Origin of the sequence: Streptomyces sp. NPDC026092 (assembly GCF_040638605.1) — a bacterium.
Classification (GTDB): Bacteria; Actinomycetota; Actinomycetes; order Streptomycetales; family Streptomycetaceae; genus Streptomyces.
Window position 1 is genome coordinate 325,976 of record NZ_JBEZYN010000007.1, and the last position, 26,010, is coordinate 351,985.

General features: G+C 72.1%; 22 protein-coding genes. 9 read left to right on the forward strand and 13 right to left on the reverse strand.

Features of this window, described 5'->3' with window-relative positions:
- Positions 1–9: 9 nt before the first annotated feature.
- The 4 genes from AB0F56_RS14615 to AB0F56_RS14630 all read left to right on the forward strand — a co-directional run bounded on the left by AB0F56_RS14615 (position 10) and on the right by AB0F56_RS14630 (position 4,989).
- On the forward strand, positions 10–1,422 hold the full coding sequence (locus tag AB0F56_RS14615; RefSeq protein ID WP_362008532.1) for a family 2B encapsulin nanocompartment shell protein: 1,413 nt from the start codon (positions 10–12) through the stop codon (positions 1,420–1,422).
- Between the two features lie 4 nt (positions 1,423–1,426).
- Positions 1,427–2,650, forward strand: coding sequence for a family 2 encapsulin nanocompartment cargo protein terpene cyclase (locus AB0F56_RS14620; RefSeq protein ID WP_362008688.1), 1,224 nt, complete (start codon positions 1,427–1,429; stop codon positions 2,648–2,650).
- 14 nt (positions 2,651–2,664) lie between these two features.
- Positions 2,665–3,549 (forward strand): geranyl diphosphate 2-C-methyltransferase, encoded by an 885-nt coding sequence (locus AB0F56_RS14625; RefSeq protein WP_362008534.1) that lies wholly within the window; start codon positions 2,665–2,667, stop codon positions 3,547–3,549.
- A gap of 153 nt (positions 3,550–3,702) precedes the next feature.
- Positions 3,703–4,989: a cytochrome P450 gene (locus tag AB0F56_RS14630; protein WP_362008690.1), complete on the forward strand. Its 1,287-nt coding sequence runs from the start codon at positions 3,703–3,705 to the stop codon at positions 4,987–4,989.
- A gap of 194 nt (positions 4,990–5,183) precedes the next feature.
- On the opposite strand, the gene AB0F56_RS14635 is transcribed toward AB0F56_RS14630, so the two are convergent.
- The 4 genes from AB0F56_RS14635 to AB0F56_RS14650 form a co-directional block, all read right to left on the reverse strand.
- On the reverse strand, positions 5,184–5,459 hold the full coding sequence (locus AB0F56_RS14635) for a hypothetical protein (protein WP_362008692.1): 276 nt from the start codon (positions 5,457–5,459) through the stop codon (positions 5,184–5,186).
- A gap of 181 nt (positions 5,460–5,640) precedes the next feature.
- Positions 5,641–7,203, reverse strand: coding sequence for a GMC oxidoreductase (locus tag AB0F56_RS14640; RefSeq protein ID WP_362008537.1), 1,563 nt, complete (start codon positions 7,201–7,203; stop codon positions 5,641–5,643).
- A gap of 55 nt (positions 7,204–7,258) precedes the next feature.
- Positions 7,259–8,806, reverse strand: coding sequence for an APC family permease (locus AB0F56_RS14645; RefSeq protein ID WP_362008540.1), 1,548 nt, complete (start codon positions 8,804–8,806; stop codon positions 7,259–7,261).
- Entirely contained in the window at positions 8,803–10,272 is a 1,470-nt protein-coding gene (locus AB0F56_RS14650) for an aldehyde dehydrogenase family protein (protein WP_362008542.1), read from the reverse strand. The genes AB0F56_RS14645 and AB0F56_RS14650 overlap by 4 nt, the downstream gene beginning before the upstream one ends.
- Before the next feature lie 314 nt (positions 10,273–10,586).
- On the opposite strand from AB0F56_RS14650, the gene AB0F56_RS14655 reads away from it, so the two are divergent.
- On the forward strand, positions 10,587–11,969 hold the full coding sequence (locus tag AB0F56_RS14655) for an MFS transporter (protein ID WP_362008545.1): 1,383 nt from the start codon (positions 10,587–10,589) through the stop codon (positions 11,967–11,969).
- 61 nt (positions 11,970–12,030) lie between these two features.
- Here AB0F56_RS14655 and AB0F56_RS14660 read toward each other — a convergent pair whose 3' ends face one another.
- From AB0F56_RS14660 to lnt, 4 genes are all read right to left on the reverse strand, one after another.
- On the reverse strand, positions 12,031–13,926 hold the full coding sequence (locus tag AB0F56_RS14660) for a GAF domain-containing protein (protein ID WP_362008547.1): 1,896 nt from the start codon (positions 13,924–13,926) through the stop codon (positions 12,031–12,033).
- A gap of 78 nt (positions 13,927–14,004) precedes the next feature.
- Entirely contained in the window at positions 14,005–14,865 is an 861-nt protein-coding gene (locus AB0F56_RS14665) for a 3-hydroxybutyrate dehydrogenase (RefSeq protein ID WP_362008549.1), read from the reverse strand.
- A 55-nt stretch (positions 14,866–14,920) separates the two neighbouring features.
- The gene (locus AB0F56_RS14670; protein WP_362008552.1) at positions 14,921–15,403 is read right to left on the reverse strand and encodes an NUDIX domain-containing protein; all 483 of its coding nucleotides are present in this window, start codon (positions 15,401–15,403) and stop codon (positions 14,921–14,923) included.
- Positions 15,404–15,468: 65 nt separating this feature from the next.
- Positions 15,469–17,070: an apolipoprotein N-acyltransferase gene (lnt, locus tag AB0F56_RS14675; RefSeq protein WP_362008555.1), complete on the reverse strand. Its 1,602-nt coding sequence runs from the start codon at positions 17,068–17,070 to the stop codon at positions 15,469–15,471.
- Between the two features lie 212 nt (positions 17,071–17,282).
- Between lnt and AB0F56_RS14680 the strand changes: the two genes are divergently transcribed.
- A complete protein-coding gene (locus tag AB0F56_RS14680; RefSeq protein ID WP_362008558.1) occupies positions 17,283–18,362 on the forward strand; it encodes an O-antigen ligase family protein in 1,080 nt (359 codons plus the stop codon).
- 5 nt (positions 18,363–18,367) lie between these two features.
- On the opposite strand, the gene AB0F56_RS14685 is transcribed toward AB0F56_RS14680, so the two are convergent.
- Together AB0F56_RS14685 and AB0F56_RS14690 are read right to left on the reverse strand one after the other, a co-directional pair.
- Complete coding sequence (locus tag AB0F56_RS14685; RefSeq protein ID WP_362008561.1) at positions 18,368–18,943, reverse strand: hypothetical protein; 576 nt, start codon at positions 18,941–18,943, stop codon at positions 18,368–18,370.
- Positions 18,944–19,015: 72 nt separating this feature from the next.
- On the reverse strand, positions 19,016–19,801 hold the full coding sequence (locus AB0F56_RS14690) for an aspartate/glutamate racemase family protein (protein ID WP_362008564.1): 786 nt from the start codon (positions 19,799–19,801) through the stop codon (positions 19,016–19,018).
- A gap of 58 nt (positions 19,802–19,859) precedes the next feature.
- Here AB0F56_RS14690 and AB0F56_RS14695 point away from each other — a divergent pair, with 58 nt between their 5' ends.
- Positions 19,860–21,101 carry a glycosyltransferase gene (locus AB0F56_RS14695; RefSeq protein ID WP_362008567.1) on the forward strand — a complete coding sequence of 414 codons (1,242 nt, stop codon included), beginning with the start codon at positions 19,860–19,862 and terminating at the stop codon, positions 21,099–21,101.
- A 59-nt stretch (positions 21,102–21,160) separates the two neighbouring features.
- Here AB0F56_RS14695 and AB0F56_RS14700 read toward each other — a convergent pair whose 3' ends face one another.
- The 3 genes from AB0F56_RS14700 to AB0F56_RS14710 form a co-directional block, all read right to left on the reverse strand.
- Positions 21,161–22,417, reverse strand: coding sequence for a TerD family protein (locus AB0F56_RS14700; RefSeq protein WP_362008695.1), 1,257 nt, complete (start codon positions 22,415–22,417; stop codon positions 21,161–21,163).
- An 89-nt stretch (positions 22,418–22,506) separates the two neighbouring features.
- Positions 22,507–22,809 carry a hypothetical protein gene (locus tag AB0F56_RS14705; protein ID WP_362008570.1) on the reverse strand — a complete coding sequence of 101 codons (303 nt, stop codon included), beginning with the start codon at positions 22,807–22,809 and terminating at the stop codon, positions 22,507–22,509.
- Entirely contained in the window at positions 22,806–24,332 is a 1,527-nt protein-coding gene (locus AB0F56_RS14710; protein WP_362008572.1) for a serine hydrolase domain-containing protein, read from the reverse strand. Before AB0F56_RS14710 ends, AB0F56_RS14705 begins: the two co-directional genes overlap by 4 nt.
- Before the next feature lie 190 nt (positions 24,333–24,522).
- Between AB0F56_RS14710 and AB0F56_RS14715 the strand changes: the two genes are divergently transcribed.
- Together AB0F56_RS14715 and AB0F56_RS14720 are read left to right on the forward strand one after the other, a co-directional pair.
- Positions 24,523–25,149, forward strand: a complete 627-nt coding sequence (locus AB0F56_RS14715; protein WP_362008574.1) for a TetR/AcrR family transcriptional regulator — start codon at positions 24,523–24,525, stop codon at positions 25,147–25,149.
- A 50-nt stretch (positions 25,150–25,199) separates the two neighbouring features.
- Positions 25,200–25,895 carry an alpha/beta fold hydrolase gene (locus AB0F56_RS14720; RefSeq protein WP_362008576.1) on the forward strand — a complete coding sequence of 232 codons (696 nt, stop codon included), beginning with the start codon at positions 25,200–25,202 and terminating at the stop codon, positions 25,893–25,895.
- Positions 25,896–26,010: the final 115 nt, after the last annotated feature.

A 26,010-nucleotide genomic window follows, 5' to 3' on the forward strand; every position in this document is an offset into this window, starting at 1 on the left:
TCTCGTCCGATGACCGTTGAGACCGGCCCGGAAGCCGAGGCGGCACTGCCCCGGCAGTCCAGCCTGAGCACCGCGGCCGCCCGCAAGCTCGCCTCCACGACCAAGTCCGCCCCGCAGATGCGGGAGATCACCGATCGCTGGCTGCTGCGGATGCTCCCCTGGGTCGACACCAAGGGCGGCGCCTACCGGGTGAACCGGCGGCTCAGCTACACCGTCGGCGACGGGCGCATCGAGTTCGTCCAGGACGGCACGGACGTACGGGTGATCCCCCAGGAGCTCGGCGAACTGCCCCTGCTGCGCGGCTTCGAGGACGTGGAGGTGCTCACCGCGATCGCGGGCCGGTGCGTCCAGCGGGACTTCCGGGCCGGTGAGGTGCTCGTCGAGCGCGGCACTCCCGCCCGGCACATCCACCTGATCGCCCGCGGCCGGATCAACCAGACCTCCGTCGGCAAGTACGGCGACGAGGTCGGCGTCGCGGTGCTCGCCGACGGCGACCGGTTCGGCGAGCACGTCCTCCTGGACGGCGAGGGCAGCTGGCCCTACTCCGCCACCGCCGAGACCGCGGGCACCCTGCTCACCCTGTCCCGCGCCGACTTCGCCGCCGTGCTCTCCTCGACACCCCATCTCCAGGCCCACGTACGGCAGTTCAGCTCGCTGCCCGGCCGACGGCAGAACCACCACGGCGAGGCCGAGATCGCGATGTCCGCGGGACACACCGGCGAAGTCGCGCTGCCCGGTGCGTTCGTGGACTACGAGCTGAAGCCGCGGGAGTACGAACTCTCCCTCGCTCAGACCGTCCTGAAGGTCCACACGAGGGTCGCCGACCTCTACAACGGGCCGATGAACCAGACGGAGGAGCAGCTCAGGCTCACCGTCGAGGCGCTGCGGGAGCGCCAGGAGTACGAGCTCATCAACAACCGCGAGTTCGGTCTGCTGCACAACGCCGACTACAAGCAGCGGATCCAGCCCCACTCCGGCCCGCCCACCCCGGACGACCTCGACGAGCTGCTCTGCCGCCGCCGCGGCACCAAGCTCTTCCTCGCCCACCCGCGGACGATCGCCGCGATCGGGCGCGAGTGGAACGCCTGCGGGCTCTACCCGGAGACCGCCGAGCTCGAAGGGCGCCAGGTCCTCGCCTGGCGCGGGGTCCCGATCCTGCCCTGCGACAAGATCCCCATCAGCGCGGAGAACACCAGCTCGATCCTCGCCATGCGCCTCGGCGAGGACAACCAGGGCGTCATCGGGCTGCGCCAGACGGGCCTGCCGGAGGAGTACGAACCGGGCCTGTCGGTGCGCTTCATGGGCGTCAGCGAGCAGGCGATCATGTCGTACCTCGTCACCGCCTACTACTCCGCCGCGATCCTCGTGCCCAACGCCCTCGGCGTGCTGGAGAACGTACAGATCGCGCGCTGGCGCCACTAGGGCCCTGGAGGCCCGCGTCCGACAGCCGGTCACGTCAGTTCCCCACCCCATCAAGGAGTTACGGATGCCCGATCCCGGGCTTTCCCCTGCCCTGTCCTCGCTGGAACGGATCCTGCGCGGCCCCACCGGTCTGGGCACGTCGAGCCTCTATCCGGTCCGGCGCGAGGAGCCCCCGGCGCCGTCGGCGCCCGAGGAGCCGGCGGAATCGGCGGAATCGGCGGGACCGGCCGAAGGGGCCGCCGCGGCGGAGGGCCGGCCGATCCCCGGCCTCTACCACCACCCGGTCGCCGAACCCGACCCGGTGCGCGTGGAGGAGGTCAGCCGCCGGATCAAGGACTGGGCGGTGGAGGAGGTCGAACTGTTCCCCGAGGAGTGGGAGGGCCAGTTCGACGGATTCTCCGTCGGGCGCTACATGGTCGCCTGCCATCCGGACGCTCCGACCGTCGACCACCTGCTGATCGCCACGCGGCTGATGGTCGCCGAGAACGCGGTCGACGACTGCTACTGCGAGGACCACGGAGGTTCGCCCATCGGCCTCGGGGGCCGCCTCCTCCTGGCGCACACCGCCCTCGACCCGCTCCACACGACGGCTGACTACCAGCCGCAGTGGGCCGAGTCGCTGCACGCGGACGCCCCGCGCCGCGCCTACCGCTCCGCCATGGAGTACTTCGTCCAGCAGTCCACCCCCTCCCAGGCCGACCGGTTCCGGCACGACATGGCCCGACTGCACCTGGGGTACCTCGCCGAGGCCGCCTGGTCCGAGACTGACCACGTCCCTGAGGTGTGGGAGTACCTGGCGATGCGGCAGTTCAACAACTTCCGCCCCTGCCCCACGATCACCGACACCGTCGGCGGCTACGAGCTGCCGGCCGATCTGCACGCGCAGCCCGCCATGCAACGGGTCATCGCGCTCGCCGGCAACGCGACCACCATCGTCAACGACCTGTACTCCTACACCAAGGAGCTCAACAGCCCCGGCCGGCACCTCAATCTGCCCGTGGTGATCGCCGAGCGCGAGAAGTGCTCGGAGCGCGACGCGTATCTGAAGGCGGTCGAGGTCCACAACGACCTCATGCACGCCTTCGAGGACGCGGCCGCCGACCTGGCCGCCGCCTGTCCCATCCCGAACGTGGTGCGGTTCCTGCACGGCGTGGCCGCGTGGGTCGACGGCAACCACTACTGGCACCAGACCAACACCTACCGATACAGCCTGCCCGATTTCTGGTAAGAACGGATCGATACATGACAAACACCCAGCTCCCCTCTGTCGCCGGCGCCACCGCTTTCATCCCGGCCCCGGCGACGCCCTACCAGGGAGACATCGCCCGTTACTGGAACAACGAGGCCAGGCCCGTGAACCTGCGCCTCGGTGACGTGGACGGGCTCTATCACCACCACTACGGAATCGGCGACGTGGACCACGCCGCTCTCGGGGATGCCGAGGACAGCGCGTACGAGAAGAAGTTGATCGCCGAACTCCACCGTCTGGAGTCGGCCCAGACGGACGTTCTCCTGGACAACCTCGGCTCCATCGGGAGCGACGACACGCTCGTGGACGCGGGCTGCGGCCGGGGCGGTTCGATGGTCATGGCGCACCAGCGGTTCGGCTGCAAGGTGGAGGGCGTGACCCTCTCGGCCACGCAGGCCGATTTCGCGAACACGCGCGCCAGGGAACTCGGCATCGAGGACTCCGTCCACGCCCAGGTGTGCAACATGCTCGACACGCCGTTCGAGACGGGGCAGGCGGCGGCCTCGTGGAACAACGAGTCGAGCATGTACGTCGACCTGCACGACCTCTTCGCCGAGCACTCCCGTGTGCTTGAGGTCGGCGGTCGCTACGTGACCATCACCGGCTGCTGGAACCCGCGTTACGGTCAGCCCTCGAAGTGGGTCTCCCAGATCAACGCGCACTTCGAGTGCAACATCCACTCCCGCCGGGAGTACCTGCGCGCCATGGCCGACAACCGTCTCGTCCCGCAGGCGATCGTCGACCTGACGCCCGCGACCCTGCCCTACTGGGAGCTGCGGGCGACGTCGTCCCTGGTCACCGGGATCGAGGAGGCGTTCATCAACTCGTACAAGGACGGCTCGTTCCAGTACGTCCTGATCGCGGCGGACCGCGTCTGACCTGACGTGGGTGTTTGACCGAGAGCGGGCGTGGTGGTCTGTCGTCCACCGCGCCCGCTCTCCTACAGTGCGTGCTGCGCCGCCCTGCTTTTCGTCCGCCCCCGTGTCCGACCGCGCCGACGTACAGCCGTCGAACAGGAGCATCCCGTGGACATGACCACCCGCCCCGGCTCCGTCCCCGAACTGGACCCCGCACTCGTGCGGCGGTGGCAGGCCGACGGAGGGGAGCTCGTCGACCTGCTCGCCCAGGCACGCGAACGGCTCGGCGGCATCGCCGCGTTCCGGCTCGGTCCGCGGCCGACCGTCCTGGTGACCGACCCGGAGGCCGTGCAGCACGTCCTCGCCTTCCGTCCCCACGTGTACGTGAAGCGCTCGCACCGTGCGCGGCTGCTGATCGGCGACGGCGTCCTGGCCGCGACGGGCGACGCCTGGCAGAGGCAACGGAAGGTGCTGCAGGCGCAGTTCACGGGCAGAGGCATGCGGCGCTACGAGCAACGGATCGGCGAGGCCGCCCGGACGGCCGCGGCGCGCTGGGCCGCGTACGCCCGCACTGGGCAGGAGTTCGACGTCGGCGAGGAGATGCGCCGGTTCGCCCTGGACACCATCTGGCGCTCGATGACGGGGCATCCCCTGGACCCTCTGACGGAGCGTGAGCTCGACTCCGTGCCCGCCGTGGTGGCCGCGCTGCCGACCCTGCCCGCCGACGGGGACGCCGCCCGAGGGGCCGTCGCCGACGAGCTGGCGCGGATCGACGCCGTGGCGAGCAGGGCCATCGCCGCTGTCCGGGACGGAGACACGGCGCCGCCCGGCGGCCCGGGCCTGTTGCACGTCCTGGTCGAGGCGGGCGAAACGCTCCCCTCGTACACCGACCGGCTGATCCGGGACGAACTGGTCACGCTCCTCGTCGCCGGCCACGAGACCACCGCCACCACCCTCACGTGGCTCCATCTCCTCCTGGACCGCAACCCGCAGGCGCGGGAGCACGCGCTCGCCGCGGGAGCCGAGGGCTCCCCCGAACGGCGCCAGGCCGCCCAGGCGCTCGTCCACGAGACGCTGCGGCTCTACCCGCCGGCCTGGATGCTGCCGCGCAGCGCCGCGGAGGACGACGTCCTCGCCGGCCACGAGGTCGAGTCCGGAACCGACGTCCTGGTCTGCCCGTACCTCACGCACCGGGACCCGGACCTCTGGGAGGACCCCGAGTCCTTCGACCCGGGGCGCTTCACGACCCCCGGACGCCGTCCCGGTCACCCCGGGAGCTACCTCCCGTTCGGCATCGGGCCCCGGGCGTGCCTGGGTCTGCAGTTCGCACTGCGGGAGTCGACCGTGCTCCTCGAGCACCTCCTGCCCGTCCACGTACCGCGCTTCCGCTCGGCGCCGACCAAGGCCGCGTACGGCATCACGGTGCGGCCCGACGGCCCGGCCCTCGCAACGCTGGGGTAGGGAGTCGGCGTATTGACGCCACCCGCTGCACAGGCGCGGCCCTGGCCCGCCTGGAGGTACGGATCGCCTTCCGCGAACTGCTGCGGCGCTGCGGCACGTTCGAGATCGCCCACTTCCGGACCGGCCCCACGAAGCTGTTCCGGGGACCGCGCGCGCTGTCCGTGGCGTACGGCCCCCAGAGCTGACGTCGCCCCTCAGTGGGCGAGCGGCAGGCCGCCGAGCAGCTGCGTCGGGTCGCCGGTCGCCTTGAGCCCGTCCGAGGCCTGCTCGACGATGTCGGCGGCGTCGTTCTCCCCGACGCCCAGCATGCTGGTGCTCACCGGCGTCACGTCCAGGGTCGGCTGACTCAGCAGCGTGTCCAGGCCGCCGTCCAGGCTGGTGGGCATCGGGCCCTCGGCGTGAGCGGGCGCGGCGGCACCCGCGATCGCCACGAATCCGGCGAGGACAGCGGCAGCCTTCAGGGACTTCATCATGTTCCTTTCACGGTCACTCTCGTCGCCCTGGGCCGGGCCACCCAGGGCGTCACTGCTCAGGCGACCACGTCTGCCCGGGCCTCTCACCGGTCCTAACGACCGGAGACCGCGGCGGACACATCCCTGGCCGGCGCCGCCTTGCCCAGCTGAGAGGGCCTACGTCAGTCCCGGGTGACGTTCACCGCCCGGCCCGGATCATGTCCGAGCACTTCTCGCCGATCATCATCGTGGTGATGCACGGATTGACCGCGGGCAGGAACGGCATGATCGAGGCGTCCGCCACCCGTAGCCCCTGCACTCCCTTGACCCGCAGCTGCGGGTCGAGGGGGGAGTCCGCGTCGCCCTCGGCGCCCATCCGCACGGTGCCCGCCGGGTGGTAGACCGTGTTGTGCGTCTGGCGGATGTAGGAGAACAGCTCCTCGTCGGTCGTGGCGTCCGGGCCGGGCGCCAGCTCCGCGCCCTTCCACTCGGCGAGCGGCGCCTGCGCCGCGATCTCCCGTGCCAGGCGCAGCCCGTAGGTCATCACCCGGATGTCGTGCTCGTGGGTGAAGTAGCGCGGGTCGACCTTGGGCTTGTCCCGGAAGTCACGGCTGCGCAGCCGGACCGTGCCCTGCGAGCGGGCGCGGGTGACGTTCGGAGTGAGACAGAAGGCGTTGTCGGTGGTCGGATAGCCGCGACGGTAGGTGTTCATGTCGAACGGGACCGAGCCGTAGTGGAACATCAGATCCGGCCGGTCGAGACCCGGTTCGGTGTCCGCGAAGATGCCGATCTCCCACCACTGCGTGGACGAGGTGACCATGGGCTGCTTGGCCTCCCACATGATCACCCCCTCAGGGTGATCCTGGAGGTGGGAGCCGACGCCGGGAGAGTCCACCCGTACGTCCACGCCGTTGTCGCGCAGATGGGCGGCGGGCCCGATGCCCGACAGCATCAGCAGCTTCGGCGAGTCGATCGCCCCGCAGGAGACGATCACCTCGCGCCGCGCCCGTACGGAGTCGACGTGGACGGCGTCCGGCTGCAGGTACTCGACACCCGAGCAGCGCGCGCCGTCGAAGAGCAACCGCCTCGCCTGCACCCCGGTGCGTACCTCCAGATTGGGCCGCCCACCCATCACGGGATGCAGGTACGAGACCGAGGCGGACGAACGGGTCCCGTCCTCACGGCAGTTGATCTGGAACCAGTTCGCGCCGCGCACCACCGTACGGCCGGAGTTGAACGGCACCGTCGGGATGCCGTTCGCCGCACAGGCCGCCAGCAGCGCCCGGCCGCACGGGTCCCGGGGCGGCACCGAGCGGATCGTCACGGGGCCGGAGCGGCCATGGTGGTCGCCGGGGCCGTCGTTGGTCTCAAGGCGCCTGTACAGCGGGAAGCAGTCGGCCGCGCTCCAGCCCGTGCACCCCATCGCGCCCCACTCGTCGAGGTCCTCGGCCGGCGACCAGAAGGCGATGCACGAGTTGTGCGACGAGCAACCGCCGAGCACCTTGGCGCGGGCGTGGCGCATGAAGCTGTTGCCGTTCTCCTGCGGCTCCACCGGGTAGTCCCAGTCGTAACCGGACTCGAGCAGCGCCATCCAGCGGTCGAGGCGCAGGACGGCCTCGTCGCCCTCGTCGGAGGGGCCCGCCTCCAGCACGCAGACGCTGACACCGGGATCCTCGGACAGGCGGGCCGCGACGACCGCCCCGGCGGTGCCGCCGCCGACCACGACGTAGTCGAACTCAGGTGCAGAGGGCTGTGCGGGCATGGTCTCTCCAGTACCAGTACGAGATGTCGCGTGGAGGGGGAGGAGGGAGCGCGGATCAGGGGGCTTCCGCGCGGTGTTCGGCCAGTACGCCCGTACGGTGCCGTTGTACGAACCAGTAGTAGGCGAAGCCGCCGAGCGCCACGATGCCGATGAACAGGAACGCACCCCAGCGCAGGTACCAGTGCTGGGCCCCGGTCGCGTTGTAGACCTCGGCACGGGGCCAGGCCAGGTTCAGGGACATGGCCGCGCCCCACAGCACCGCCAGGATGTTGATCGGCAGTCCGAAACGGCCGAGGGAGAAGTCTCCCTCTCGGGGGTGCCACTTCCCGCGCAACCGCTGGATCAGCATGGGGAGGGTGACCATCAAGTACGCCAGATAGATCATGATGACCGCGATGCTGGTGATGACCGAGAAGATCTGCGGCTGGTTGATGTTGATGACCAGGATGATCACACCCACCAGGCCGATCACGACGGCGGGGATCACCGGGGTCCGGAAGCGGGGGCTCACCTTGGCGAGCACCGATCCGGCGGGCAGGTTGTTGTCCCGTGCCATCGCGAACATCAGCCGGATGCCCGCCGCTTGGACGGCCAGCACGCACACGGTGATCGCGACGACCACGCACCACAGGAAGATCTCACCGATCGTCGACCCGAGCGTCTCCAGCACCACGTACTGCAGGCCACCCGTGCCCAGCTCCTCCGCCTGCAGATTCGGGACGGACATCAGCGCGAACAGCAGGATGAGACCACCGATGACGAAGGACGCGACGAGCGCCCGCAGAATCGCCCGCGGCGCGTTGCGGCCCGGGTTGTGCGACTCCTCGCCGAGCGAGGACGCCGTGTCGAAGCCGTACATCACGTACGCCGACGCGAGTGACGCGGTGAGGAACGCCCCGAAGTAGCCGAGCGTCTCCCCGCTGCCCAGACCGTACGTCTCGGTGAGCACCGTGCTGGGTCCGCGGGTGATGTGCGCGGCGAGGAAGATGATCAGACCCACGGCGGCGATCAGCTCGATGAAGACACCCGCCGAGTTGATCCGCGCCATCAGCTGGACGCCGAAGGCGTTGACCAGCGTGGAGAAGAGGATCAGCACCGTGCCCAGCAGGACCGCGTTGGCCGCGGCGTCGTTCTCGCCGCTGCCGTCGCCGACGAACTGGAACCAGGAGTCGATCTGCGGCAGCGTGATCTGGTACGCGAGGGCCACGGCCGACAGGGTCACCATGGTGGCCGTCATCATCATCCAGCCGCCGAGCCAGCCCACGTGCGGGCCGCCCATCTTCTTCGCCCAGTTGTAGACCGAGCCCGCGACCGGGTAGCGCGCCGCCAGCTCGCAGAAGCACAGGGCCACCATCAGCTGGCCCACGAACACCATCGGCCACGACCACCAGTAGGCCGGGCCGCCGAAGGCGACGCCGAAGTAGAACAGCTGGAACGTGCCGGTCAGGATCGAGATGTAGCTGATCCCCGCGGCGAACGTGTGGAAGTTGCCCAGGGTGCGCTTCAGTTCGGGCCGGTAGCCGAGTTCGGTCACCGAGTCGTCGTCATGCGCGGCTCCGTCGCCGGCACCGGGCCGGTCCTGGCCTGTCGGCTGTGCCGTCACTCGAACCACCTCTGCGCCTTGGGGGCGAGATTGCGCCAGATGTGCTTGGTCTCCTGGTATTCGGCGAGTCCCGCCGGCCCCAGTTCACGGCCGAAGCCGGATTGCTTCATGCCGCCCCACTCCGCCTGCGGCACGTACGGATGGAAGTCGTTGATCCACACGGTGCCCGCCCGGAGCCGGGAGGCGACCCGGTGTGCGCGGCCGGTGTCCTGCGACCAGACCGCACCCGCCAGGCCGTACATGGTGTCGTTGGCGACGGCGACCGCCTCGGCCTCGCTGCCGAACCGCTCGACCGTGAGCACCGGGCCGAAGGACTCGTCCCGGACCACCGACATCCCGGGCGTGCAGTCGTCGAGGACGGTCGGCGGATAGTAGTAGCCGTCGGCGAGTGCCGGGTCCGTCGGCCGTGCCCCGCCGCAGCGCAGCACCGCGCCCTCGGCCAGGCCCGCGGCCACGTAGGCCTCCACCTTGTCGCGGTGTGCCGCCGAGATCAGCGGCCCGGTGCGCGCGTTCTCGTCGAACGGGCCGCCCATCGGGATGGCCCGCGCGCGGGCCACGATCTCGTCGACGAAGGCGTCGTGCAGCGAGTCCTCCACGAGAAGCCGGGCGCCTGCCGAGCAGACCTGTCCGGAGTGCAGGAAGACGGCCATCAGCGCGTAGTCGACGGCCGCCTCGAAGTCCGCGTCCGCGAAGACGATGTTCGGGTTCTTGCCGCCGAGCTCCAGGGCGACCTTCTTCACCGTGGGCGCCGCCGCCGCCATGATCCGGCGTCCGGTGGCCAGGCCGCCGGTGAACGACACGAGATCCACGCGGGGATCCTCGGTCAGCGGCGCGCCGGCCTCGGCGCCCGTCCCCAGGATCAGATTCCCGACCCCGGGCGGCAGCCCCGCCTCGGTGAGCAGCCGCATCAGCAGGATCGCGGTGTGCGGGGTCAGCTCGCTCGGTTTCAGTACGAACGTGTTGCCCGCACCGAGCGCGGGGGCGACCTTCCACGCGGTCTGCAGCAGCGGATAGTTCCATGGGGTGATGAGGGCGCACACCCCGACCGGTTCGTGCACCACCCGGCTGTCCGCGTCCGGGTTGCCGGTGGCGATGATCCGGTCGTTGCCGCCCGCCGCGGTCAGGTTGCCGAAGTAGCGGAAGCAGGCCGCGATGTCGTCCATGTCGTACTCGGACTCGACGAGCCGCTTGCCGGTGTCCAGGGACTCGGCGCGGGCGAAGGCCGCCTTGTCACGTTCCAGCAGATCGGCGACGCGCACCAGCAGCCGTCCGCGCTCCGCGACGGGCGTGGTGGGCCACGGCCCGCTGTCGAACGCCTCACGGGCTGCGGCGACGGCCGCCGCCGCGTCCTGGGGCCCGGCCTCGTCCACGGTGGCGACCAGGCTGCCGTCCGCCGGGCAGCGGATCTCCCGGGTACGACCGTCGGCAGCGGCGGCCCACGTGCCTCCGATGAACAACTCCGGCATCACGCACCTCCGGGTCGACGGACCGGGCACTGTCTGTGTGCTCCACCCCATGACACTAGGCAGCCTCGGCCGACCCCGCAGAACGAAGACACGCACGGCTGACGCCACCACAGGCGATGTCCACCCGTCGGCGAGCCTTCCCGACGAGGCGGTCGCGGAGCCCCCGACACCGCCCCATGGTTGTCCCGCGCACTCCGTCCGATAGAACTATGGTGTCCCACCACATACGACGGTGACCTGCGCGTTTCTACGGTGTGGCGACACGGAAACGTTCCCCGTCCCCCGCCCCCGTCACACGCCAGGAAGTGGTGCCGATGTCCTCCCCCGCGAGCGCTCCACCCGCCCCCTCGAACCTCAAGCGCATCGTCGCCGCGAGTCTGATCGGCACCACCATCGAGTGGTACGACTTCTTCCTCTACGGCTCGGCCGCCGCGCTGGTCTTCAACAAGCTCTTCTTCCCCGACTCCGACCCGCTCGTCGGCACCCTCCTCTCCTTCCTCACCTACGCCGTCGGCTTCGCCGCCCGGCCGATCGGTGCGTTGGTGTTCGGGCATTACGGTGACCGGCTCGGGCGCAAGAAGCTGCTGGTGCTCAGTCTGCTGCTGATGGGTGGGGCCACCTTCGCGATCGGACTGCTGCCGACGCACGCGACCGTCGGGTCCGCCGCGCCTCTGCTGCTCACCGCGCTGCGGCTCGTGCAGGGGTTCGCGCTCGGTGGTGAGTGGGGCGGGGCCGTGCTGCTCGTCTCCGAGCACGGGGACGCGAAGCGGCGCGGGTTCTGGGCCTCGTGGCCGCAGACGGGGGCGCCCGCCGGGCAGTTGCTCGCGACCGGTGTGCTCTCCGCGCTCACCGCGCTGCTCTCCGACTCCGCGTTCCTGTCATGGGGCTGGCGCATACCCTTCCTGCTCTCGGGTGTGCTCGTGATCGTGGGTCTGTGGATCCGGCTCTCCGTCGACGAGTCGCCCGTCTTCAAGGCCGCGCTCGCCGCCGCAGAGGAGCGCAAGGCCTCCGCCGCGCAGGTCGAGAAGATGCCGCTGATCGCCGTCCTCAAGCACCACTGGCGGGACGTGCTGATCGCGATGGGCGCCCGTATGGCGGAGAACATCTCCTACTACGTGATCACCGCGTTCATCCTCGTCTACGCGACGACCCAGGTGGGCCTCTCCAAGCAGACCGCGCTCAACGCCGTCCTCATCGCCTCCGCCGTCCACTTCGCCGTCATCCCCGCCTGGGGCGCGCTGTCGGACCGGATCGGCCGGCGGCCCGTGTACCTGATCGGCGCGGTCGGTGTCGGCGCCTGGATGTTCCCCTTCTTCATGCTCATCGACCGGGGGACCTTCGGTGCGCTGCTGCTCGCCGTCACCGTCGGACTGATCCTGCACGGGGCGATGTACGCGCCGCAGGCCGCGTTCTTCTCCGAGATGTTCGCGACCCGGATGCGCTACTCGGGTGCCTCCATCGGCGCCCAGTTCTCCTCGGTCGCCGCCGGCGCCCCGGCCCCGCTGATCGCCACGGCGCTGCTCAGCGACTACGGCTCCTCGACCCCGATCTCCCTGTACGTGATCGCCGCCGCGCTCCTCACGGTCGTCGCCATCGCCTGCGCCCGGGAGACCCGCAACCGCGACCTGTCGGAAGTCGCCGAGGACGCCCCTGCCCACACGACCGCCTCAGCCGCCTCCGTTCGCGCCGACGTCTGAGCGCACGACCACTGAGAAAGGCGCCGGTCCCCTTCCTGGGGACCGGCGCCTTCTCGCGTGTTCAGCGGGCGACCGCCGCCGACATCGCGTGCAGGCGCAGGGCCAGTTGGATCTCCAGGGCGCGGGCCGGGGACTGCCAGTCCGGGCCGAGGAGGCGGCCGATGCGTTCGACCCGCTGGGCCACCGTGTTCACATGGACGTGGAGGTCGTCCTTCGTACGCGCCGGGCTCATCCCGCTCGCGAAGTACGCGTCCATCGTGCGCACCAGGTCCGTGCCTCTTCGCCGGTCGTACGCGACGACCTGGCCGATCGTGCGGTCGACGAAGCCCTCGATGTCCCGCGTGTCGGCGAGCAGGAGTCCGAGGAAGCCCAGGTCCTCGGCGGCCGCGCCCTCGCCCGAGCGGTGCAGCAGGCGCAGGGCGTCCAGGCAACGGCGGGCCTCCTCGTACGCGGAGGCGACCTGGTCGGGGGCGGCGAGCGGTGAGGGGACCGGCGACGAGGCGCCCACCGTGACCGGTTCCCGCAGGGCTCCGCCGAGGTGCTTGGCGGTCTGGCGGGCCAGTTCGGCGGCGTCCTCGCCGGGGCCGAGCGGGAGCAGCAGGACCGTGCCGCCGTCGCGCGCGGAGGCCAGGCCCTGCCGGGTGGCGGCCAGATGCGAGGCGGCCGACCAGAGGCGCTGCCGGTCCGCGCTCTCCCGTACGCCGCCCTCGGCCTCGCCCCCTGCTCCCGCGCGGTCGATCCGGGCGGCGAGCACCACATGCGGCGCGTCGACGTCCGTACGGAGCCGGGCGGCGCGCTCGCGCAGCAGCCGGCGGTCGCGGTCGGGGGCGTCGAGGAGGTCGTCGAGGAGTTCGCCCCGTACCCGCTGTTCGGCCTCTCCGGCCGAGCGGCGGGCGAGCAGCAGCAGGGAGGTCACCAGCGCGGCCCGCTCCAGGGTGCGCTGGTCGACGGGGTCGAGGTCGGGCTGCCCGTGCAGGACGAGGGCGCCGAGACACTCGCCGCCGGCCGCGACGGCGGCCACCCACGTGTCGCCCTCACGCAGGGCGTGGCCGTCGGCGAGCCGGGCCGAGCCCGCGCCGTGGCCCTGCTCGATGAACTCGACCCGGCCCCCGAGGACCTCGGAGACCGCGTCGGCCACGTCGTGGACCCCGCCGCCGCGCAGCACCAGTTCGGTGAGCCGGTCGTGGACCTCGGAGGCCCGCTCGATGACGCCGCTGTGCTCGCGGATGATGTCGTTGGCCCGCTCCAGCTCGGCCAGGGCCGAACGGGTCTCGGCCAGCAGGTTGGCGGTGTCGATGGCCACGGCCGCGTGCGCGGCGAAGGAGCCGAGCAGGGCGACCTGCTCCCGGCCGAAGACCCGGGCGCGCCGGTCCGCCGCGAAGAGCACGCCGATGACCTGGCTGCCCAGGGTCAGCGGGACACCGAGGATGGCGACGAGCCCCTCGTCGCCGACGGCCGAGTCGATGGTGCGCGTGTGCTGGAAGCGGGCGTCGTCGAAGTAGTTCTCGGTGACGTACGGCAGGGCGGTCTGGGCGACGAGCCCGCCGAGGCCCTCCCCCATGCCGAGCCGGAGCTGCTGGAAGTGCGCGGAGACCGAGCCCTCGGTGACGCGCATGTACGTGTCGCCCGCGGCCGGGTCGTTGAGGCTGAGGTAGGCGACCTCGGTGCCGAGCAGGGAGCGGGCCCGCTGGACGATGGCGCGGAGCACCGCGTCCAGGTCGCGCAGCCCCGCGAGGTCGTGGGCGGTCTCGAAGAGCGCGGAGAGCTCCGCCTCGCGGCGCCGTCTCCCCTCCAGCTCGGCGCGGACGCGGAGCGCGAGCTGCTTGGCCCGCTCCAGCTCGGCCAACGCCTCGGGGCCCGCGCCGCTCGCACGGGCGAGCAGCACGGGCCGGTCGTACGCCTCCGCCGCGGCGCCTCGGGCGAGGAGCTCCAGGTAGGAGACCGGTTCTTGGGACATGGACACAGGGATACCTGCCGTACGGGTCGGAGCACCAGCCCTGTGGAAAAGCTGTCGGCGCGCGGCTGTGGACAACCGTCAGTGCGCGGTCCAGCCGCCGTCGAGGGTCAGGGAGGCACCGGTGATGAACGAAGCCTGGGGCGCGCAGAGGTAGAGCACCGCCTCCGCGACGTCCTCCGGCTCGATGAGCCGCTTGAGCGCCGAGTCCTTGAGGAGGACCTCGGTCAGGACCCGCTCCGGAGGGATGCCGTGGGCCGCGGCCTGGTCGGCGATCTGCCGCTCGACCAGGGGCGTGCGCACATAGCCGGGGTTGACGCAGTTGGAGGTGACGCCGTGCGGGGCGCCTTCGAGGGCGGCGGTCTTGGAGAGCCCCTCGAGACCGTGTTTGGCGGCCACATAGGCGGACTTGAAGGCCGAGGCGCGCAGCCCATGGACGGAGGAGATGTTGACGATCCGCCCCCAGCCCTGCCCGTACATGTGCGGCAGGGCGCCCCTGATCAGCCGGAACGGTGCCTCCAGCATCACGGTCAGGACCGTGTGGAAGACGTCGGGCGGGAACTCCTCGATGGGGCGCACGAGCTGCAGCCCCGCGTTGTTGACGAGGATGTCGGCGCCCGCCGCCGCCTGCTCGGCGGCGTCCAGGTCGGTCAGGTCCAGGGTCTGCGGGTCGACGGCGCCCGGCAGCCCGTCCGCCGCCTCCACGAGCGCCACGAGGCCGTCGGCGGCCCGGTCGACGGCTCTGACCGTGGCGCCCGCCGCGGCGAGCCGGAGCGCGCAGGCCCGGCCGATGCCGCCGGCCGCGCCGGTGACGAGCGCGGTGCGGCCGGCGAGGTCGAGCCGGACGGAGCCGGGCGCGGGGACGGCCTCGGGCCCCTGGGAAGCGGCGGGGGCCTGGACGACTGGTGCCGGTACGGGACCGGATGTGGTGGGGGCGCTCATGCTCCGCACTGTATGAAGCGCCCCACCCTCAACCGATGTGTGCTGAAGCCATACTTCAGCCGTTCGGCATGGGGTCGAACCATGTGGGTTCGTCGAGGAGTGCCTGCTCGATCCGGAAGTGCGAGAACCGCTTCATCTGCGGCAGGTCGTCCACGTCGAACCAGCCGACCTCCGTCGACTCCTCGTCGTTGACCCGGGCCTCGCCGCCGACCGCGCGGCAGCGGAAGGTGACGTCCATGAACTGGCAGGTGTCGCCGTTCGGGTACACGATCGGCTTGCGCAGGGTCTGCACGATCACGACCCGCTCCGCCTCGCAGCGCACGGCGGTCTCCTCGTACACCTCGCGGACGGCGCAGGCGGCCGGCTGCTCCCCGGGCTCGACGATGCCGCCGACGATGGCCCAGAGGCCGTTGTCGGCCCGGCGGCCCAGCAGCACCCGCCCCCGGTCGTCGAAGACGACGGCGCTCACGCCCGGCAGGAAGAGCAGCTGGTGGCCGGCGCTGGCCCGGATCTCGCGGATGAAGTCAGGTGTACCCATGACTCGACCCTAAGCCCCGGTGGATCAAGCACCCCGGGCCACGATGCCACCGCCGTACCGGAGGCTCAGGCCTCGCGGCTCCGGCGGGCCCGTACGGAACGCAGCATCGACCAGCCGAGTCCGGCGGCGGCCACGGCCACCAGGAGCGCCTCGGGCAGCGTGCCCATGCGGGTGGCCGGGGTGAGCGAGGAGCGCAGCGGCACCTTCTCGACGAGGACGTCCGGGGTGAACATCTTCGTCTGCTCCACGATCCGGCCGTCCGGCGCGATGATGGCGCTGACGCCGCTGGTGACCGGTACGACGACGGCGCGGCTGTGCTCGACCGCCCGGACCCGGGACATCGCGAGCTGCTGGTACGTCATCTCGCTGCGGCCGAAGGTCGCGTTGTTGCTCGGCACCGAGATGAGCTGCGCGCCGTGGGTGACGGTGTCGCGCACGGCCCAGTCGAAGGCGGCTTCGTAGCAGGTGGCGAGGCCGACCTTGGTGCCTGCGAGGTCGAAGACGCCGATCTTGTCGCCGGGGCCGAAGTCGCGGCTGACCCGGTCCACGTTGCTGTTGAAGATGCGGACGAAGGACCGCATCGGGATGTACTCGCCGAACGGCTGGACGTGGCGCTTGTCGTAGGTGGTGACGGGGCCCTTCTGCGGGTCCCACTCGATGAGCGTGTTGCGCAGCTTGCCCGTGGGCGGGGCAATGACGGCGCCGATCACGGTCGGCACGCCGATCTTCTTCACGGCCTGGTCGATGGCGTCCGCCGCGTCGGGGTTGGCGTACGGGTCGATGTCGGAGGAGTTCTCCGGCCACAGGACGAAGTCGGGCTGCGGCTCCTCCTTGCGGGCCACCGCCTCGGCCAGTTCCTCGGTGCGCGCCACATGGTTGTCGAGGACCGCGCGCCGCTGGGCGTTGAAGTCGAGTCCGAGGCGCGGAACGTTGCCCTGTACGGCGGCGACGGTCGCCGTGCCGTCCTCGGCGCGGTCGTCGACCAGCGGGAGGGCGGCGAGGGCGCCGGTGACCGGGACCAGGACGGCGAGGGCGGCGGCCGCGAGCGGGCCGCGCGGGACGACGCCCGTGGCGCGGTACGCGCGGACCTGCCGGATCACCTCGTACAGGCCGAAGCCGCAGAGGGCGACGGCGAAGCCGAGCACCGGGGTGCCGCCGACGGCCGCGAGCGGCAGGAAGACGCCGTCCGCCTGACCGAAGGCGATCTTGCCCCAGGGGAAGCCGCCGAACGGGACACGCGCGCGTGCCGCCTCGGCGAGGATCCACACCGCCGCGGCGAAGACCGGCCAGGCGGGGAGCCGGGAGACGGCGGCGATGCCGAGGCCCGCTGCGGCGATGAAGAGTGCCTCGACGGCCGACAGCGCGATCCACGGGAACTGGCCGACCTCGGACCCGGTCCAGATCAGCAGCGGGAGCAGGAACCCGAGACCGGCGAGGTAGCCGAGGCCGAAGCCCGCGCGCAGCCGGCGGCCGCGCAGGGTCCAGCCGAGCAGCGCGAACCCGGCCAGCGCGAGCCACCACAGCGGGCGGGGCGGGAAGCTCAGGAAGAGCAGCGCCCCGGACAGCACGGCAGCGCCGGGCCGTACGAGTCGCCGAAGTCCGGCCGGGCCGGGCTCGGGTGCGGCGGCGGAGCCGGAGGCGTCGACGGGGGTGATGGTGGTGCTCACGTTGCGGAGTCTACGGCGCGCACCTGTGCCCCGAGCAGGGCGACCCCGGCCGGTCCGGGTGATCGCGGGCGCGATCGCGGAGAGGCCGTGCGCGGCGCGGCGGAGCGTCATCACGCTTCCTTCACTCCTGCCACAACGTTTCTGCGCATCTGCTCCCCAAATCTCGGCCGCCCCGTTACGGTGTCGGCCAGACGGAGCGGGGGTCGACGGGGATGGCTGCATCTGCGGCGCGGGTGGTCGTCGTGCGCGAGCGCGACGGCCGGGGCGTGGACGTGGCCGGGGTGCTGGTCCTCGGCGGCTGTGTCCTGTGGTCGCTCGTCAGCGCGACCGGGCGGGAGGCGCGCCCCGAGGGCGTCCTCCTCGCCGTGCTCGCCCTCACCGCCGGCTACGCCTGCGGCCGGATCGCCGGCTCGCTGCTCCCGGTGGCCGCCGCCGTCGCGGCGGCCCTGGTCGCGCTCGGCCTGGCGCTCGCCTCCGGGCCCGGAGTCCCGGGGGCCACCCCCGTCGGCTCCGTACCGACCGGTCATACGGGCGCGGCGGCCGCGCTGCTCGTCCTCGCCGCCGGAGCGGCCTGCTGCGCGGCCGCGGCGGCCGGTTCGCGGCCCGCCAGGCTCCTGCTGCGCCTCCTCGCCCTGGCCGTGGCGGGAGCGGCGCTCGCGCTGGGCTCGGTCGCGGGGTTCGTCGCCTCGGCCGGGGTCCTGCTCTGCTCCCTGGCGGCCGTACGGATGCGGCGTCGGCTGCTCGGCCTCGTGGGGCTCGCCCTGGCGACGGGTCTGGTGGTGGGTGCCTCGTGGGCCGTGGCGGAGGAGCGGCTTCCGGAGGGGCTCGCGGCCTCCCTGGAGGGCCAGCTGACCGGGCACCGGGTGCTGCTGTGGCAGGACGCGGTCGCGCTGGCGGAGGAGAACCCGGTGCTCGGGGTCGGCCCCGACCGGTTCGGAGCCTTGAGCCCGACGGCCCGGGAGACATTCGCGGCGGACGGCAAGCCGCACTCGGCTCCGCTCCAGCAGGCGGCGGAGCAGGGCGTTCCGGGGGTGGTCCTGCTGGGAGCGGCGTACGGCTGGCTGCTCTGGGGGCTGCGGTCCTCGCCCCGCCCGACGGCGGTCGTGCTCACGGCGGGCGCGTCCCTGACGGCGCTGGCCGCCCTGGCGACGGTCGGCAACGCCCTGAGCTTCACCCCGGTGACCGCCTGCGCGGGCCTCCTCGCGGGCCTGGCGACAGCGGGCGTCGCGGGAGCGGGGCCGGGTACGGGCGGTGGCGGTGGTGGCGGCGGGAGTACCCACCCGGCGGACTGAGCCGGTCAGGCGCCCGGTGGCGCCGTCGGGGTGGCGGGACGGAGCCGGTCGAGGATCACGCGTACGCCCGACTCGGCGTCGTCGACGGTGACCGTGAACGTGCGGCCGTCCTTCAGCCGCAGCAGCAGCGCCTCGCCCCGGCGGACGATGACCGCCTTGCCCTTCTCGGGGCGCCAGCGGTAGCCCCAGCCGCCCCACTCGTGCGCGGTGACCTTCGGGACGTACTCGGCGCCGTCCACCTGCGACAGCAGGATGCGGCAGCGGGGTACGCCGATGTGGCCGCAGCGGACCTCCATGGCCCGGTCGTCGATCTTCACCTCGACATGGACGAAGGCGAGCGTGCCGAACAGCACGAGCAGCCCGGCCGCCACACAGCCGATCACGGCCATCAGCAGCGGCGCGATGCCGGACGTCCACGGCGACTCGACCGCAAGGGTGATGCCGAGGGCCATGCAGCCGGCACCGGCGACCGCCGCGACCCACTGCATGCGGTTGGTGGCGCGGCCCGTCCACACCTCGGGCAGCGGAGCGGCCGTGCCCAGGGGACGGGGATGACGGGGATGTCGGGAATGGTCCCTCATACGTCGCAGCCTACTCACGTTCCGCTCGTACGGCGCTTCGTCCGGCGCGGATGCGACGGCACCGGCGCGGCGTCAGTGCGCGGCGGCCGCGGCCCGAAGCAGCCGGCCTTCGGCGTACCCCAGAGCGGCGGGCGTCAGCTCGCCCGTCCGGCCGCTGAGCAGGACCGTCAGGCCCCCGGTCGGGTTCGCGTCGGGCGCGGGCTCGGCACCGATGCGGCGCAGCGCCTGAGCTGCGACTGCCCCGGCGGAGCCGTGGAAAACCACGGGCGGAAGGTCGGCGGACTGCACGGCCGCACGGATCCGTTCGGCGACCAGTTCGTAATGGGTGCAGCCGAGGACGAGGGCCCGTACGTCGCGCGGGGTGAGCTCCGCGGCGGCGGTCACGGCCCGGTCCACGGCCTCGGGGTCCGCGTGCTCCACCGCGTCGGCGAGCCCGGGGCAGGGCACCTCGGTGACCTCGGCGCCGTCCGCGAAGTCCCGGATCAGTCCGCGCTGGTACGGGCTGCCGGTGGTGGCCGGCGTCGCCCAGATGGCGACCTTCCCGCCGCCCGCGGCGGCGGGCTTGATCGCAGGGACGGTGCCGATGACGGGGATACGGGGTTCCAGCGCGGCGCGCAGCGCGGGCAGGGCGTGGACGGTGGCGGTGTTGCAGCCGACGATCAGCGCGTCCGGCTCAAGGGCGGCGGCGGCCCGGGCGACGGCCAGAGCACGCTCGGTGAGGTCCTCGGGGGTGCGCGGGCCCCACGGCATGCCGTCGGGGTCGCTGGAGAGGACCAGATCCGCGTCCGGCCGCAGTCGGCGGACCTCGGCCGCTGCCGGGAGCAGGCCGATTCCGGAGTCCATGAGCGCGATCTTCACCCGGTCACCCTAGCCGACCACCCTTGCGCCACCGCCGATCTGGGGCAGACTGCGGCAAATGAGCGTGCTTGCCTGGATCGCCGTGGGTTCGCTGGCCGCCTGGGGGTGGCTGCTCCTTGGTCAGGGCTTCTTCTGGCGTACCGATCAACGCCTGCCGATCCGGCGTCGGGCGACCGGCCACGCGCGTGTGGAGCCGGAACCGGGGACCTGGCCGCGGGTCGCCGTCGTCGTACCGGCACGGGACGAGGCCGAGGTGCTGCCGCTGAGCCTGCCGTCGCTGCTGGTCCAGGACTATCCGGGCGAGGCGGAGATCGTGCTGGTCGACGACGGCAGCACGGACGGCACCGGAAAGCTGGCCGGCGAGCTGGCCGCGCGGTACGGCGGGCTGCCGCTGACGGTCACGTCCCCCGGAGAGCCCGAGCCGGGATGGACGGGCAAGCTGTGGGCCCTCCGCCACGGCATCGCCCTTGTACGCGCGCGTGGCCGGGAAGGTGCGCAGAGCACCGGAGGCGGCGGCGATCCCGAGTTCCTCCTCCTGACCGACGCCGACATCGCGCACGAGCCGGACAGCCTGCGGCTGCTGGTGGCCTCGGCGGTCGGGAGCGATCTCGACCTGGTGTCCCAGATGGCGCGGCTGCGGGTCGCGAGCGGCTGGGAGCGGCTGGTCGTGCCGGCCTTCGTCTACTTCTTCGCCCAGCTCTACCCGTTCCGCTGGATCAACCGGCGCCGCCGCCCCCTGGCGACCGCCGCCGCCGGGGGCTGTGTGCTGCTGCGGACGGAGACGGCCGAGCGGGCGGGCGTGCCGGACTCGATCCGGCAGGCGGTGATCGACGACGTGTCGCTCGCCCGGGCCGTACGGCGGGCCGGCGGGCGGATCTGGCTGGGCCTCGCGGAGCGCGTGGACTCCGTACGCCCGTACCCGCACCTCGGCGACCTGTGGCGGATGGTCTCGCGCAGCGCGTACGCCCAGCTCCGGCACAACCCCCTCGTCCTGGCCGGGACGGTCGCCGGGCTCGCCGTCGTCTACCTCGCCCCGCCGGTGGCCCTGGCGGCCGGGCTCTTCGGCGGGGACGCGGTGGCCGGATGGGCGGGCGGGCTCGCGTGGGCGGTGATGGCGGGGACGTACGTCCCGATGCTCCGCTACTACCGGCAGCCCCTCTGGCTCGCGCCCACCCTCCCCTTCACCGCGCTGCTCTACCTCCTCATGACGGTCGACTCGGCCGTGCAGCACTACCGGGGCCGGGGCGCCGCCTGGAAGGGGCGGACCTACTCCCGGCCCGAGGCGGCGCCGGACCGGTGACTCGGGCGAAGGCCGCGTGCCCCAGTGCCGGCCGGTGACTCAGGTGCCCGGCCGGTGACTCACTTGACGGCCGGGGTCCAGTTGAGGCCCCAGCCGTACGCCTCGTCGGCGGTCTGCTGCATGGAGATCCCGGGCTGGTTGACCAGGAAGCGGGCCTCGCGCCGTACGACCAGGTCACCGTTCTCCTGGGTGAGGAGCGCGAGCGCGCAGGTACGGGCCGGCACGGTGCACTCGTCGAGGGAGAACTCGATCGGCGCGCCGCCGCGCGACTGGAGGGTCACCGTCGCGTTCAGGTCCCCGAAGTCGCTCGCGCCCTCGTAGATGACGACGAACACGAGGAGCCGACGGAACGCGTCGGCGTGGTCCAGGTTGATGGTGAGGTTCTCGCCCTCGGCGCGGGCGCCGGTGCGGTCGTCCGCGTCGAGCTGGATGTACGGGGGCTCGTGCACTGAGCCGAAGCCCTGGAGCGCCTGCACCACGCCCTTGGAGCCGTCGGTGAGTTCGTAGAGGACGCACAGGTCGAGATCGAGCGCGGCCGCCGCGTGGGCGGTGGGCTCCCGGCGGCGGCCCAGGGCCCAGCGGCCGGCCCGGGTGTCGTCCGTCTTCCCGCCCCGGGTCGCCCAGTTGAGGTTCACCCGCATCACGCCGCCGGTCGCGCCGACGTCCTTGGTGAGGGAGACCGTCGGGGACTCCTTCGTGAGCGTGACCTTGGTGAGCCGTACGGGCGGCGCGGGGGCGACGGCCGCGACCGGCTCGGCGGGCCGAGTGACGACGGGCTCCGCCGCGGCCGGCTCGTCGACCGTGATGCCGTAGTCCGTGGCGAGTCCGGCGAGACCGGACGCGTAACCCTGGCCCACCGCCCGGAACTTCCAGCCGCCGTTGCGCCGGTAGAGGTCTCCGAGGACGAACGCGGTCTCGACGGTCGCGTCCGCACTCTCGTAACGGGCCAGTTCCGCCCCGCCGTCGGCGTCGATCACGCGGATGAAGAGCCCGGGCACATGCCCGAAGTCGCCGCCGTCGGCCGACGCGGCGAGCACTATCTGTTCGACCTCCGGCTCCACGCCCGCCAGGTCGACGGCGAGGACGTCGGTGACGGGCCCGCCGGGGGTGGTGGGGCCGGACTTGCCCTCGTGGCGTACCGCCCCCGACGCGTGCGCCGGCTGGTTGTAGAAAACGAAGTCCGCGTCGGAGCGCACCTTTCCGGACACCAGGAGCAGCGCGGAGGCGTCGACGTCCGGCACTCCGGCGCCCGTACGCCAGCCCAACTCCACGCGGACACCGCGCGCCGACACCGGAACGTTGGCTCCCTTAAGCATGAGCATGCTCGGCTCCCCCACCCTCACTCCGCGTACCAGGACGTCGTCACGCCATCCAATACCCGGACGCACCCCACGTGGAAGGCCTGTCAGCCGCGCGTCGCCTTCATCTCCGACAGGCCCTTGGCCAGGTCCTCGGCGTTCATGACGGGCACGACGGAGACCTCCGCGTTGAACTGCATGAAGAGGTCCTCCAGCAGGGGCGGCATCCGCGAGCTGTCCTGGAGGTCGAAGACCATCCAGCAGGTCCGTACGCCCTCGTCCACACCGAAGTAGGCGGCTTCCGGCTTGAGCGACTCCATCAGGCTCTTGACGGTCTGCGGCAGGACGCCGGTCTTGATTCCCTCGTTGCCCGCGGCCGTGTCGATGTGGGCCTTCAGCATGACTCTCATGTGGGACTCCTTTCGTCCTCTCCCACCGTTGGACACGCGCCCGGTGGCGGCAACCAGAGGAGGCCGTCCGAGCCCACACCGGCCCCCGGACGGGTGCGGCCCAGGTCCCACACGGCGAGTGCCGTACGTTCCGCCGCGAGCAGCAGCGCGAGCGCCACGACCCCGACCGCGCCCCACGCCGCGTCGGGCAGCCACAGCAGAGCCGACTCGATCGTGCCGCCGAGAGCCGCGGGCAGCACCCACCACAGCAGAGCGGCGAGCGTGAGTGACGCGGCGACCGCCCCGGCGGTGTTCAGGACGATCCGGCGCCGGGAGCGGGCGCGGGCCGCCGCCCTCCGGGCCGGCAGGACGCGCAGGACCGGCGCCGCCACGCACAGCGTCAGCGCCCCGGCGAGGGCGGCCGTCGCCCATGGCAGGACCGGGGCGAGCGGGTCGGTCGCCACGCGGCCCGGATCGGCGCCGGAGAGAATGCGGGCGGTCCCGAGCGCGGCGTGGTGGAACTCCTGGGCCCGCAGCAGCTGGAAGGCGTTCTGCAGGACGATCACGGCCCGGTCGCTGTCGGGCAGCATGACGACCATGGCGTCGTGGCCGGGCAGCGATCCGGACTTCCAGACCATGCGCTCGCCCGTGCCCTCGAAGGTGCCGACCGACCAGCCGAGGCCGAACCGGTCGCGGTCACTGGCGACGTGGCCGCGCTGCGTCTCGGCGATCCCCTCGGCCGAGAGCACGCGACGCCCGTCCAGCAGGCCACCGCCCAGCTCCGCGCGTACGAGCCGACCCAGGTCCCGCACGCTGCCGCCCAGATGGGCGCCGGGCGCGCCCGAGGTGTCGTAGGGCGCCTCGAACGGCGCCGGGTCGTCGAAGAGGAAACGGTGGCCGAGCGCCGGTCGTTCCCGCGCGAAGTCCCGGTCGGTGGCGACGGCGTGCTCCATGCCGAGCGGGCCGAGGACGTTCTCCCGCAGGTACGGGCCGAACGGCTGCCCGGAGACCTCTTCGATCAACGCGCCGAGGACGGCGTAGCCCGCGCTGGAGTAGGCGTAGGACTCGCCGGGCGCCGCGGTGGGAGCGATCTCCGCGAGGTCGCGGACCGCCTCGGCGAGGGCGCCGGGAGCGTTGTCGTAGCGGTCCCCGATGACGGCGGTGGCGGAGGCGGGAATGCCGCTGGTGTTGGTGAGCAGGTGCCGGACCGTGATGCGGTCGGACCTCTCCCGGTCGGCGAGCCGGAACCAGGGGAGGTACGTCCGCACCGGCCCGTCCAGGTCCACCCGGCCCGCTTCCACCAGCTGCATCACGGCGAGCCCGGTGATCGGCTTGGCGACGGAGCCCCACAGGAACGGGGTGTCGGGCGTGACGGCCCGACCCCTGCCGTCCTCACCGAACCCCTTCTCATGCACGACCCGACCGTCCTCGATCACGGCGAGCGCGGCACCGGGCGTACCCGTCGCGTCGAGCCGTCCTTCGACGAAGTCGTCGATCGCCGCCCAGCGACGCCCGTCATCGACAGCCCCCTGGGCAACTCCCACCCCTGTGGCCCCGGAGCTTGCGATCAGTAACGCCGCCAGCACACTCCCGAGCCTCGCGCACCATCGGCGCGCCTTCGTCCCCGCCCGTGCCCCCATGTCCACACCCCTCCCGGATCCACATCCCAGTTTTTACAATATGACCATATGGTTTAAGTGATCCGCAAGGTTCGCGGCCGGTTAGGCTGGCTGCATGCCGAAGGTCGTCGATCATCAAGCGAGGCGCGTCCAAGTCGCCGACGCGGTCCAGCGATTGATCACCGAGCAGGGCCTCGACCGCGTCACCGTCGCCCGTACCGCGGAAGCGGCAGGGGTCTCGGTCGGCCATGTGCAGCACTACTTCTCGACCAAGGACGAGATGCTGCTGTTCACCCACGAGCGGGTCGTCCGGAAGATCCTCGATCGCGTCTCGGCACTCGAAGAACGGTCCAAGCTCCAGCAGTTGCCGATCCGCGACGTGGTCACCGAGGGGCTCGCCCAGTGGCTGCCCCTGGACGCGCCCCGCCGCTCGGCGCTCCGGGTGACGCTCGCCTTCGTCGGGCGCACCGTCGACAACCCCCGCCTCGCCCGGGCGCACGCCGAGACGGGCCGGCTCATCCGCTCGATGCTCGCCAGGGCCGTCCACAACGGCAAGGAGTGCGGCGAGGTCCCGGTCGACAGCGACCCCGCCCTCGCCGCACTCGAACTGCACAGCCTGGTCGAGGGGCTGGCCCTTCAGCTCGGCCCCGAGCCCGACGACAGCGCGGCCCGCACGGCCCTCGACCTTGTCTCGACACGGGTCCATGCCGTGTTCCCCGGACGGTGTCGCCAGTACGGGTGACCCGCCGGGCCCCTGATTCCCCCCTTCGACCGACCAGAAAGTGAATACCCATGACCGACGGGGTCTTACGTCCGACACTGCTCCTGGTGCACGGGGCATGGCACGGCGCGTGGTGCTGGGAGAAGCTGACGCCGGCACTGGAGGCCGACGGGTGGCGGACCCGGGCGATCGACCTGCCGAGCACCGGCCCACGGGCCGGCACGGTCGGCATGCACGACGACGCGCGGGCGACACTCCGCGCCTTGGAGAGCATCGACGGCCCCGTCGTGGTCGTCGCCCACTCGTACGGCGGCATACCGGTCGGCCAGGCCGTCGCCAAGGCACGGAACGTCTCGCACATCGTCTTTCTCGCGGCGTTCCAACTCGATGCCGGTGAAAGCCTCTTGGGCTTTCTCGACGAGCCGGAACCACCGGCGCAGGACGGCCTCCACGCCGTACCGGACAATCCCGTCGCGCTGTTCTACGGCGACGTACCCGCGGCCGACGCCGAGTGGGCCGTCGAGCGGCTGACGCCGCAGAGCGCGAGGTCCAACAGCGACGCCCCGACCGCGGCGGGGTGGCACACCGTACCGTCGACGTACATCCTCTGCGAGGAGGACCAGGCCCTGCCCCCGGAGACCCAGCAGGTGATGGCGGCGAGGTCCGGGGTGGTCCACCGGATCGCGACCGGCCACTCGCCCTTCCTGTCGAAGCCGGCGGAACTCGCCGAACTCCTCGCCCGGATCGCACTCGCGTCGGACGGTTGAACACAGCCCTCGGACTCAGCCCGGACAAGCGCCGCGATTACTGTCGGTAATCCGGCGATTGTCGTGAGTTTCCGGCGCTCGACACCGCCACCCCCGACTCTCGTCAACCATGCGC

What these genes read in the sequence shown, in the direction of transcription:
- AB0F56_RS14695 (WP_362008567.1), top strand. Translation starts at nt 19,860, where the DNA reads ATGAGCGTGCTTGCCTGGATCGCCGTGGGTTCGCTGGCCGCCTGGGGG.
- AB0F56_RS14640 (WP_362008537.1), bottom strand. Translation starts at nt 7,203, where the DNA reads ATGCCCGCACAGCCCTCTGCACCTGAGTTCGACTACGTCGTGGTCGGC.
- AB0F56_RS14715 (WP_362008574.1), top strand. Translation starts at nt 24,523, where the DNA reads ATGCCGAAGGTCGTCGATCATCAAGCGAGGCGCGTCCAAGTCGCCGAC.
- AB0F56_RS14665 (WP_362008549.1), bottom strand. Translation starts at nt 14,865, where the DNA reads ATGAGCGCCCCCACCACATCCGGTCCCGTACCGGCACCAGTCGTCCAG.
- AB0F56_RS14615 (WP_362008532.1), top strand. Translation starts at nt 10, where the DNA reads ATGACCGTTGAGACCGGCCCGGAAGCCGAGGCGGCACTGCCCCGGCAG.
- AB0F56_RS14700 (WP_362008695.1), bottom strand. Translation starts at nt 22,417, where the DNA reads ATGCTTAAGGGAGCCAACGTTCCGGTGTCGGCGCGCGGTGTCCGCGTG.
- AB0F56_RS14705 (WP_362008570.1), bottom strand. Translation starts at nt 22,809, where the DNA reads ATGAGAGTCATGCTGAAGGCCCACATCGACACGGCCGCGGGCAACGAG.
- AB0F56_RS14660 (WP_362008547.1), bottom strand. Translation starts at nt 13,926, where the DNA reads ATGTCCCAAGAACCGGTCTCCTACCTGGAGCTCCTCGCCCGAGGCGCC.
- AB0F56_RS14685 (WP_362008561.1), bottom strand. Translation starts at nt 18,943, where the DNA reads ATGAGGGACCATTCCCGACATCCCCGTCATCCCCGTCCCCTGGGCACG.
- AB0F56_RS14720 (WP_362008576.1), top strand. Translation starts at nt 25,200, where the DNA reads ATGACCGACGGGGTCTTACGTCCGACACTGCTCCTGGTGCACGGGGCA.
- AB0F56_RS14635 (WP_362008692.1), bottom strand. Translation starts at nt 5,459, where the DNA reads ATGAAGTCCCTGAAGGCTGCCGCTGTCCTCGCCGGATTCGTGGCGATC.
- AB0F56_RS14630 (WP_362008690.1), top strand. Translation starts at nt 3,703, where the DNA reads ATGACCACCCGCCCCGGCTCCGTCCCCGAACTGGACCCCGCACTCGTG.
- AB0F56_RS14625 (WP_362008534.1), top strand. Translation starts at nt 2,665, where the DNA reads ATGACAAACACCCAGCTCCCCTCTGTCGCCGGCGCCACCGCTTTCATC.
- AB0F56_RS14655 (WP_362008545.1), top strand. Translation starts at nt 10,587, where the DNA reads ATGTCCTCCCCCGCGAGCGCTCCACCCGCCCCCTCGAACCTCAAGCGC.
- AB0F56_RS14680 (WP_362008558.1), top strand. Translation starts at nt 17,283, where the DNA reads ATGGCTGCATCTGCGGCGCGGGTGGTCGTCGTGCGCGAGCGCGACGGC.
- AB0F56_RS14650 (WP_362008542.1), bottom strand. Translation starts at nt 10,272, where the DNA reads ATGCCGGAGTTGTTCATCGGAGGCACGTGGGCCGCCGCTGCCGACGGT.
- AB0F56_RS14670 (WP_362008552.1), bottom strand. Translation starts at nt 15,403, where the DNA reads ATGGGTACACCTGACTTCATCCGCGAGATCCGGGCCAGCGCCGGCCAC.